Consider the following 10,117-nt stretch of genomic DNA (forward strand, 5'->3'; position numbering starts at 1 on the left):
CTCCCCAAGAAGGACAAGGCCGCGAAGCAGGCGGGCCCCGAGAACACCGCCATCGAGGTCCCCAACGAGCTGGACGACGCGCCCGCCCCCACCGCACAGCCGGAAGGCACCGAGCTGGGCGCCACCGTGAAGGTCACCGGCAAGGGCGAGTTCCTGGTGAAGGCCGGCCAGTGGCGCTCCTGGGAGGGCACCCTGTCCACCGCCCTCAACGGCCCCGCGCAGCCCGCCGTGAACCTGCCCGCGGGCACCTACAAGGCCCGCATCACGCCCGTCAGCGCGCCCCAGCAGGCTCCGGCCGCGCCCCAGGCTCCGGAAGCAGCGCCCGCGCCTACCGCGACTCCGCCCGCGCCGTAGGGGCCGGGCCGTCCGAAGCGCGCACCATCCGCACCACGGCGTCCACCCACTCCGGGTGGGCGTTGAGGGACGGCACCAGCGTCAGCGACTCGCCGCCCGCCTCCACGAACTGCTCCTTCGCACGGAGGCCAACCTCCTCCAGCGTCTCCAGGCAGTCCGCCACGAAGGCCGGGCACATCACCGCCAGCCGCTTCACGCCCTTCGCCGCCAGCTCCGGCAGCACCAGGTCCGTGTAGGGCTTCACCCACGGCGTGCGCCCCAGCCGCGACTGGAAGGACACCGTGTAGCCGCCCTCCGGCAGCGCCAGCCGCTGGGCCAGCATCCGCGCCGTCGCGAAGCACTGCGCGCGGTAGCAGTGCCGGTTCTCCGCCGTGATGGCGTCACAGCACCCCGAGGACGCCAGGCAGTGCTTTCCCGTCGGGTCGCTCTTGCGCATGTGCCGCTCCGGCAACCCGTGGAAGCTGAAGAGCACGTGGTCCGCGCGCATGTCGGCAATCACCGGCCGGGCCACCGACGCGAACGCGTCCAGGAAGCCCGCGTCATCCCAGAACGCCGGCACCGCGCGCACGTTGGGGACGTCCCAGCCCTCCGCCAGCACCTCGTAGGTGCGCGCCAGCGACGACGCGGAAGACGACGCCGCCTCGTGCGGGTACAGCGGCAGCACCGTGAACTCCGACACGCCCTTCGCCTTCAGCCGCGCGATGGCGTCCGGCAGCGACGGGTTGCCGTAGCGCATGGCCAGCTCGACTTCGTAGTCGTCCCCCAGCTGCTCCCGCACCCGCGCCTCCAGCGCGCGGCTGTACACGAGCAGCGGCGAGCCCTCCTTCATCCACACCTTGCGGTACGCCTCCGCGCTCTTCGCGGGGCGGAAGGGAAGGATGAAGAGGTTCAGGAGGAACCAGCGCCCCACCGGGTGGATGTCGATGACGCGCGGGTCGTTGAGGAACTCGCGCAGGTAGCGGCGCACCGGCCCGGACTCGGGCGCGTCCGGCGTCCCCAGGTTGACGAGCAGCAGTCCCCGCTTCGTGGTCGGCACGGCCATGCGCGAAGTCCCTCGGGAGTCTTTTTCAGTGCAGCGCGTGCGGCAGCGTGAGCGCGAACTCGGCGATGCGCGCCTCGAAGCGCGTGCCGTCCGGACGCTCCATCTCGTAGCCACCGCGCATGGTGCCGAAGGGCGTCTTCAGCATCGCCCAGCTGGTGTACTCGAACCGCTCGCCCGGCTTGAGGTGCGGCTGACGGCCAACCACGCCCTCGCCCTTCACCTCGTCCACGTGGCCCTGGGCGTCGGTGATGATCCAATGCCGCGACCGCAGCTGCGCCGGGACGGTGCCTTCGTTGAAGAGCACCACCTTGTACATGAAGGCGAACTGCCCGGACTCAGGCGTGCTGCGCTCCGGCCAGAAGGTCGGCTCCACGGTGACGCGGATGCCGTCGGTGGTGGCGGTGGACATGCCGGGAGACTTGGCAGCGACTCCCGTCCGATGCAAGGGAAACGCAGGGGTCTCCCGAGGCTCCAGGGCCCCCGTCAGCCGCGGTCCTGCTCCCGCGCCGGCGCGTCCGGGGCCTTGTCCGCGTCCGCCACCGGGGTGGAGCCCGCCGCCTCCGGGGGCTTGGGGAACACCAGCGACGCCACGATCGCCACCAGCAGGCACCCGCCAATCACCGCCAGCGAGATGCCGATGGGAATCTTGAACCAGTGCTCGATGAGCATCTTCACGCCCACGAAGGCCAGGATGACGCCCAGCGCGGCCTTCAGCAGATGGAACTTCTCCATCAGGCTGGAGACGACGAAGAAGAGCGAGCGCAGGCCCAGGATGGCGCAGACGTTGGACGTGTAGATGATGAACGGGTCCTTGCTGATGCCCAGCACCGCCGGGATGGAGTCCATGGCGAAGAGCAGGTCCGTGGCCTCCACCACCAGCAACACGATGAACAGCGGCGTCACCTTGCGCCGGCCATCCTCGTGGAGGAAGAAGCGGCTGCCGTCTCCCTGGCGCGACACCGGCAGCAGGCGCCGGGCCATCTTGACGATGAAGCCCGCCTCCGGGTCCACGTCGTCGTCGTCCTTGGCCCAGAGCATCTTGGAGGCCGTGTAGACGAGGAACGCGCCGAACAGGAAGATGAGCCACTCGAAGCGGGCCACCAGCGCCGTGCCCGCGACGATGAGCACCGCGCGCATCACGAACGCGCCCAGGATGCCCCAAAAGAGCACCCGGTGCTGGTGCTGCGGCGGCACCCGGAAGTAGCCGAACACCATCAGGAAGACGAAGAGGTTGTCGACCGACAGCGCGTACTCCACGACGTACGCCGTCAGCCACTCCAGCGCCGGCCCCTTGCCGCCGTAGTGGAACACGCCTCCGCAGAACGCGAGGCTGATGCTCACCCACACCAGCGTCCACAGCGTCGCCTCTTTCGACGACACCGCGTGCTCCTTGCGGTGGAACAGCCCCAGGTCCATGGCGAGCATCGCCAGGACGAAGACGTTGAAGGCCACCCAGGGCCAGAGCGTGTGGGTCATCACGCCCGCTGCCTACTCCGGGACGGCCCCGGCGGCTACTCCCATTCCGTCGCCGGGCGCCGCAAGACCACCAGGGAACGTCCCGCCGCCTGCACCTTGCCGCCCGCCGGGGTGTGCGTGCGCAGGGATTCCCCCGTGGCCGCGGTGTCCACCACCAGCTCCCAGTCCGCGCCCCACTCCAGGGCGGGCAGCATGAAGGTGATGGGCTCGTGGTGCGCGTTGAGCAGCACCAGCAAGGTGTCCCCGACGATGCGGTGGCCCTCGTCGTCCGGCGTGGCGATGGCGTCCCCCCCCAGCAGGAAGGCCAGGGAGCGCACGTAGGGCTTCTCCCAGTCGTCGCGCTTCATCTCCTTGCCGTCCGGCCGGAACCACGCCAGGTCCTTCAGCTCGCTGTCCCAGATGTGGGCCCCGCGGAAGAAGCGGCGCTTGGAGAGCACCGGCTGCTCGCGCCGCAGCTTGATGATGCGAGCGGTGAAGTCCAACAGCTGGCGCTGCTTCTCGTTGAGCTCCCAGTTCACCCACGACAGCTCGTTGTCCTGGCAGTAGGCGTTGTTGTTGCCCTTCTGCGTGCGGCCCATCTCGTCGCCCGCCACCAGCATGGGCACGCCCTGTGACAGGAAGAGGGACGCCAGGAAGTTGCGCTTCTGCTGCTCGCGCAGCGTGTTCACCTTGGGGTCGTTCGTCTCCCCCTCCACGCCGCAGTTCCAGGCGTGGTTGTCATTGGCGCCGTCGCGGTTCTCCTCGCCGTTGGCCTCGTTGTGCTTCTGGCTGTACGTCACCAGGTCGTGCAGCGTGAAGCCGTCATGCGCGGTGACGAAGTTCACGCTCGCCGTGGGCTTGCGGCCGGACAGCGCGAACAGGTCGGAGCTGCCGGTGAGCCGGGAACCAATCTCCGCCGCCTGCCGGTCGTCACCCTTCCAGTAGCGGCGCATGGTGTCGCGGTACTTGCCGTTCCACTCGCTCCACAGCACCGGGAAGTTGCCCACCTGGTAGCCGTAGTCCCCCACGTCCCACGGCTCCGCGATGAGCTTCACGCGGCTCAAGACGGGGTCCTGGTGGAGGATTTGAAAGAAGGCCGCGCGGGTGTCGTAGCCGTGCCTGTCGCGTCCCAGCGTCGTCGCCAGGTCGAAGCGGAAGCCGTCCACGTGCATCACTTCCACCCAGTAGCGCAGCGAGTCCGCGATGAGCTTCAGCGCATACGGGTGCGTGGCGTTCCACGAGTTGCCGCACCCCGTGAAGTCCATGAAGTAGCGCGGGTCCTTCTCACTGAGCCGGTAGTACGCGCCGGCGTCCAGCCCCTTGAAGGACAGCGTGGGCCCCAGGTGGTTGCCCTCGCAGGTGTGGTTGTACACGACGTCGAGAATCACTTCGATTCCCGCGCGGTGCAGCAGCTTCACCATCCCCTTGAACTCCGCCACCTGCTCGCCCAGCGAGCCCGACGCGCAGTAGCGCGCGTCCGGAGCGAAGAAGCCCAGCGTGTTGTAGCCCCAGTAGTTGGAGCGCCCCTTCTGGGTGAGGAACGGCTCGTCCATGAAGGCGTGGATGGGGAGCAGCTCCACGCTCGTCACGCCCACCTTCTTCAGGTGCTCGATGCTGGCCGGGTGCGCCAGGCCCGCGTACGTGCCGCGCAGGTGCTCCGGCATGCGCGGGTTCAGCTTGGTGAAGCCCTTGACGTGCAGCTCGTAGAGGACCGTCTTGTGCCAGGGGACCTCCGGCCGCTTGTCATTCTCCCAGTCGAACCCGTCCGACAGGATGACCGCCTTGGGCACGCCCCAGGCGTCGTCCTGCGTGTCCATGACGAGGTCCTCCTCCTTGCCCCCGTGCACGTACCCGTGGATGGGCGCCTTGGGGTCCACCTGACCGTGCAGCGCGCGGGCGTAGGGGTCCACCAGGAGCTTGTGCGGGTTGAAGCGCAGGCCCTTCTTCGGTTCATACGGACCGTGAACCCGCAGGCCGTACAGACAGCCGGCGTGCACGCCCGGCATGTAGCCGTGAAAGACGTGGTTCGTGGTCTCCAGCAACGGGAAGCGGCGCGTCTCCTTCTTGGGGTCGGCGGGGTCGAAGAGACAGACCTCCACCTTCTTCGCGTGCTCGCTGAACACGGCGAAGTTCACGCCGTTCCCATCGTACGTGGCGCCCAGGGGAAACGGCTTCCCTGGAAGCACCTCGGCCCTTCTCATCCAGTGCTCCTCTCCAGCAGCACCACCGGGAACTCCGCGAGGAGCGGCCCCAGGGCCAGCCCCACGCCTCCCGGCCCCTGCTGGGGACGGACGGGGCGCCCGGTGAAGACATTGCGGAACATCATGCCCGCATATGCTTCCGGAAGGTTCAGGAACGTACCGTCATACGCCTGAGCCAGCCCGCCGGACTCCAGCGCCTCCAGCGTGTAACGCGGCGCGCAGGCAATCAGCACGCTGTCACCGTGCGTGCGCGCGAAGCCGACCGCCGCGGGCGAGCGCGGCCCGGACAGCTCCAGCGCCTCGTAACCGCCCGCGCGGCACAGGTCCGCGTACTTCTGACGCAGGCGCAGCGCCTCCGCCAGGACGAAGAGCTTCACCTGCCCGTCATCCAGGTCCTTCACCAGCCGCTCGCACAGGGCGGGCCGGTCCTTCGCCGCCGCGTCGTCCAGCGCCGTGAGCAGCCGCTCGCGCAGGGCGTAGTCCACCGGCCGGCGGTTGTCCGGATCCACCAGCGACAAATCCCACAGCTCGCAGCCCTGGTACGTGTCCACCACGCCGGGCGAGGCCAGCTTCAGCAGCAGCTGCCCCAGCGCGTTGTGCTGGCCCGCGCGCTCGATGCGGCGCTTGAAGGCCTTCATGTCATCCAGGAAGGCCTGGCCCTTCGAGGGGTCGAAGCACGCGTCCACGAAGCGCGCCACCGCGTCGTCGTAGGAGCCGTCCGGGTTGGTCCACGACGTGCGGACCTTGGCCTCCTTGATGGCCTTGCCCATGTACTCGCGCACGCGGCGGTGGAACTCCTTCCACTCGCCTTCGGGCACCTGCTCGCCCATGGGCCACGCGCCCACCACCGTCTGGAAGAAGAGGTAGACGTCGTTGGACGACGGCGCGGGGCCCGAGGGCAGGTGGCTGACGAAGGGCCGGGTGAGGTCCGCCCAGGCGCGCACCTTCTCCCGCCAGTCCTCCGGCAGCTCCGTGAGGACGTTGATGCGCGCGCGCACGTCCTCGCTGCGCTTGGTGTCGTGGGTGCTGGAGGTGAGCATGCTCGCCGGCCAGCGCTCCGCGCGCTCCTGGTTGCGCAGGTGGAAGGTGGTGGCGCGCATGCCGAAGTGCTCCGGCTCGCCGCCCACCTCGTTGAGGCTCACCAGCCGGTTGTAGATGTAGAAGACGGTGTCCTCCAGGCCCTTGGCCATGACGGGGCCCGTCACCTGCTGGAGCTTCATCGCGAACCGCAGCATCACCGCCTTCTCTTCATCCCCCACGTGCTCCGGGTAGCGGCCCAGGAGGATGTCGCGCAGGAAGTCGAAGATGGAGGCGTTGGTGGTGGTGTTGCGCTCCTTGGCGCGCTGGAGGGTCCACTCGATGTACTGCACGTCGCGCACGTCCAGCTCCGCGCGCCAGCCGTCCACGTAGGTGCGGTACACGGGGAACAGCGCGATGAACTCCACCAGCGCGCGCCGCAGGCTGTTGAGCGTGAAGTCGCGCGTGCGGCGGTTCATCTCCGAGATGCGGTTGAGCTCGTGCGCCAGCACGTTGATTTCGCTGGCCATGCTCACGCGCATGATGAGCAGCTTCTTCTGGTACACCAACTCCGCGAAGTCCTGCGTGCCGCCCGCGAAGCGCTCGTACGTCTCCGTCAGGTGCGCCTCCGCGGCCGGGTGCACGAACAGGCCGCTCACCGCGTTGGCGAAGCGGTAGCCGGTGGTGCCGTGCACCGCCCACGACTCCGGGATGCGCTCGCGGCCGCCTTGAATCTTCTCCACCGCCACGAAGAGCGCCTTGCGCAGCGGGCTGTCCGGCGTGTCCATCACCTGGCGCCGCCACTTCGCGCGCAAGAGCGCCTCCACCTCCGGCCACCGCGCGTCGTCCCCCTCCTTCTTCTCCGCGTCGAAGCGCGCCCGCGCGCGCTCCACGAAGAAGCGCTCCTGCAGGTCCAGGAAGTAGGCGGTGGGGTCGAAGAGGCCGTCCGGGTGGTCGATTCTCAGGCCCGTGACGCGCCCCTCGCGCAGCCACTCGAAGATGCGCTGGTGCGCCTCCTGGAAGACGTCCGCGTCCTCCACGCGGATGGCGGCCAGGCCGTTGATGTCGAAGAAGCGGCGGTAGTTGATCTCCTCGCCCGCCACGCGCCAGTGCGCCAGCCGGTAGCTGCAGTTCTGCAGCAGCGAATCCAGGAGGTCGAAGGAGCGCACGTTGCCGGGCGTGCCGTTGAACACCCGGAGGTTCTCCTCCACGTACGCCGCCAGCTCCGCGCTGTCCGCCACCACCGCGGCGAGTCGCCGCTTGATGACCTCCTTCTCGCGGTGCCGCTCCGTCACCTTCGCCGCGTCCACCTCCGTGCGCAGCGGCAGGTGGTCCAGGGCCGTCAGGATGGAGAGCAGCTCCACCAGGTGCGTCGACTCCGGACCCAGCTGCTTCTCCAACCGCTCCAGGCCGTGCTTGAGGAGGGTCGCGTACTGGCGCGGCGCCACCGGCAGACGGTGGTCGTAGTAGTGCAGATGGAAGGCGCCGGACTCATAGGACAGCTTCAGCTCGCCGCGCTCCAGCACGATGCCGTACTGGTCGCCCAGGATGGGCAGCAGTACCTTGTCCGCCAGCTCGTCCTTCACCGGCCGCCAGTCCATGTCGAAGAACTTCGCGTAGACGGACGATGGGCCGTTCTCCAGCACGTCCAACCACAGCCGGTTGTCCCGCTCGATGCCCATGTGGTTGGGCACCACGTCCAGCACCTGCCCCAGCCCGTGCTCGCTCAGGGCGTCACAGAGGGCGGCGTGCTCTTCCTCCGTGCCCACCTCCGGGTTGAGCCGTTGGTGGTCCACGCAGTCGTAGCCGTGGGTGCTGCCGGGCGTGGCCTTGAGGTAGGGCGACGCATAGAAGTCGCTCACGCCCAGCCGGGCCAGGTACGGCACCAGCGCCTTCGCCTGTTGGAAGGTGAAGCCCTGATGCAACTGCATCCGGTAGGTGGACAGCGGCGTGCCGCGGCGCGATTGCAGCTCGCGTTGGACCTGTTCGAACAGGCCCTCCGCCTGGGCTTCCACCGCCGTGTTCGTGCCATCCGCGTCCGCCACCCGCGCGGAGCGCTCCCCTGCCTCGGAACCGTCGTGGAACATGACCCCCAGAGGTAGGTCCGACGCGGCGCGTCCGCCAGCGGGCAGATGCGCCTTCGCCCCCTTTTCAACGCTCCGGACGGGCGGCCGGTCCAGAGGGAAAAAGCGGAGGGCCCGTCCCGCGCGATGCGTGACGAGCCCCCAGGGTCCTTCGGGCTACCGGCGACGGCCCCGACGGGCCCTGCACCGTTCAGCTCAGGTGCTTGTTCACCAGCGCGGTCATCTCGAACATGGTGACGTTCTTCTTGCCGCCGAAGATGGGCTTGAGCTTGTCGTCGGCGTTGATCTGGCGCTTGTTCTTCGCGTCCTGGAGGTTGTTCTTCTTGATGTAGTCCCAGATCTTGCTGACCACCGCGGTGCGGGGCAGCGCCTTGGAACCGACGATCGCCGCCAGCTCAGCGGAGGGCGTCATCTCCTTCATGAACGCGGCGTTGGGCTTACGGCCCGCGGCCTTCTTCGCGGCAGGAGCCTTCTTCGCGGCAGCAGGGGCAGACTTCTTCGCAGCGGCTTTCTTGGCGGCCATTCGTCTTGTGTCTCCTCCCCTCCGAAGGGGACGTTGCACGGCGTGCTTTCATCTTCAAGCTAGAGCCGATGGCGCGTAGTAGCACGGCCTAGAGCGAAAAACAGCGTCCATCGCGCGCTTTTTCCCTCTGGGGCTCCTCGGAGCGACGGCTTCGGAGGCTAGAACTCGGCCCCGCAGCGCATTCTTCCCTCGGGAACGGAAGTCCCGCGACGCGTCCGGAGCGCCAGAATCCGGCTCCGGAGGCCGTTTTCCCTCGGGGATTGTGCCTCGCGGCGCGTCCGGAGGCGGAAAGTCGGCACCCGGAGCAGCCTCCCCCTCGGGGGGGACCCTGCCCTTTTCGGCGGTGGACGGGATGTGGCTTTTCGGATGAAACAGCGCCCATGAATGCCCTCATCACTGGTGCCGGTGGCTTCCTGGGGACCTGGCTCGCGCGGGCGCTGGCGGCTCGCGGCGACCAGATTTCATGCCTGTTGCGCCCCACCACGGACACCCGCGAGCTGGAAAAGGCCCTGGCGGGCCACCCCTGGACGCGGGTGGTGGGCGACGTGACGGACCCCGCCTCGCTGGCCAGCGCGGTGAAGGGCGTGGACGTCGTCTTCCACCTGGCCGGCATCCGCCGCGCCGCGCTGCGCGATGAGTTCATGCGCGTCAACGCGGAGGGCACCCGCCTCATCTGTGAGGCCATGGCCGCCCTGCCAGAGCCCCGTCCCCGCCTGGTGATGTGCGGCTCCCTGGCCTCCCACGGCCCCTCCACCCCGGAGCGCCCCCATGTAGAGGAGGACGCCTTCCATCCGCATGAGTGGTACGGCGAGAGCAAGGCGGAAGCGGAGCGCATCGCGTTCTCCTTCCAGGACCGGCTGCCGGTGACGGTGATCCGCCCGCCGCGCATCCTCGGGCCCGGAGACCGGGAAAACCTGACGTTCTTCAAGCTGGGGAAGAAGGGCATCCGGCTGGAGCTGGCCGGAGGCCCCCGTCCCCTGTCCCTGGTGGACGTGGAGGACGTGGTGGACCTGCTGCTCGTCTTGGCGGAGAAGCCGGAGGCCCTGGGGGAGGCGTTCTTCTGCGCGGGGCCGGAGCGGCTGACCCTGGAGGAGATGCAGGACCTGGGGGCGAAGGCCCTGGGCTTCCAGACGCGCACCTGGAGGCTGTCCCCGGCGGTGCTGACCGCCCTGGCCTCGGCGGCGGACGGGGTGACGCGGCTGACGGGCCGCAAGCTCCCCCTGAACCGGAAGCTGGCGCGGCAGCTCCTGGCCCCGGCCTGGACCTGCTCGGGGGCCAAGGCCGAACGCCTGCTGGGCTTCCGGCCGCGCCGTGGCCTGGCGGAGTCCATCACTCGCAGTGGTGAATGGTATCGCGCGCAGGGCTGGTTATAGCCCCATGCGCCCAAAGGGCCCGCAGCCCACGCTGGCCTTCCGCTTTCGTTGACCGGACCCCCCCCAGG

7 protein-coding genes and 1 pseudogene are annotated in these 10,117 nt (G+C 68.9%); 2 read left to right on the forward strand and 6 right to left on the reverse strand.

Features of this window, described 5'->3' with window-relative positions; genetic code table 11:
• Positions 1-354: pseudogene (locus D7V77_RS44005) on the forward strand (hypothetical protein); the annotation flags it as partial.
• Here the strand turns inward: D7V77_RS44005 and hemH are convergent.
• The 6 genes from hemH to D7V77_RS37085 all read right to left on the reverse strand — a co-directional run bounded on the left by hemH (position 329) and on the right by D7V77_RS37085 (position 8,676).
• Positions 329-1,396 carry a ferrochelatase gene (gene hemH, locus D7V77_RS37060; protein ID WP_120580969.1) on the reverse strand — a complete coding sequence of 356 codons (1,068 nt, stop codon included), beginning with the start codon at positions 1,394-1,396 and terminating at the stop codon, positions 329-331. The pseudogene D7V77_RS44005 and the gene hemH overlap by 26 nt on opposite strands.
• A 25-nt stretch (positions 1,397-1,421) precedes the next feature.
• A complete protein-coding gene (gene apaG / locus D7V77_RS37065; protein WP_120580970.1) occupies positions 1,422-1,805 on the reverse strand; it encodes a Co2+/Mg2+ efflux protein ApaG in 384 nt (127 codons plus the stop codon).
• Between the two features lie 74 nt (positions 1,806-1,879).
• Positions 1,880-2,872, reverse strand: a complete 993-nt coding sequence (locus D7V77_RS37070) for a TerC family protein (RefSeq protein WP_120580971.1) — start codon at positions 2,870-2,872, stop codon at positions 1,880-1,882.
• 35 nt (positions 2,873-2,907) lie between these two features.
• Complete coding sequence (gene glgX, locus D7V77_RS37075; RefSeq protein WP_120580972.1) at positions 2,908-5,052, reverse strand: glycogen debranching protein GlgX; 2,145 nt, start codon at positions 5,050-5,052, stop codon at positions 2,908-2,910.
• Positions 5,049-8,156 (reverse strand): malto-oligosyltrehalose synthase, encoded by a 3,108-nt coding sequence (treY, locus tag D7V77_RS37080; RefSeq protein WP_211487300.1) that lies wholly within the window; start codon positions 8,154-8,156, stop codon positions 5,049-5,051. Before treY ends, glgX begins: the two co-directional genes overlap by 4 nt.
• A 187-nt stretch (positions 8,157-8,343) precedes the next feature.
• Complete coding sequence (locus tag D7V77_RS37085) at positions 8,344-8,676, reverse strand: SWIB/MDM2 domain-containing protein (RefSeq protein ID WP_014394388.1); 333 nt, start codon at positions 8,674-8,676, stop codon at positions 8,344-8,346.
• Between the two features lie 380 nt (positions 8,677-9,056).
• On the opposite strand from D7V77_RS37085, the gene D7V77_RS37090 reads away from it, so the two are divergent.
• Entirely contained in the window at positions 9,057-10,049 is a 993-nt protein-coding gene (locus tag D7V77_RS37090) for an NAD(P)-dependent oxidoreductase (RefSeq protein ID WP_120580973.1), read from the forward strand.
• Positions 10,050-10,117: the final 68 nt, after the last annotated feature.

The sequence above is a fragment of the Corallococcus sp. CA041A genome (assembly GCF_003612075.1).
Lineage (GTDB): Bacteria > Myxococcota > Myxococcia > Myxococcales > Myxococcaceae > Corallococcus > Corallococcus exiguus.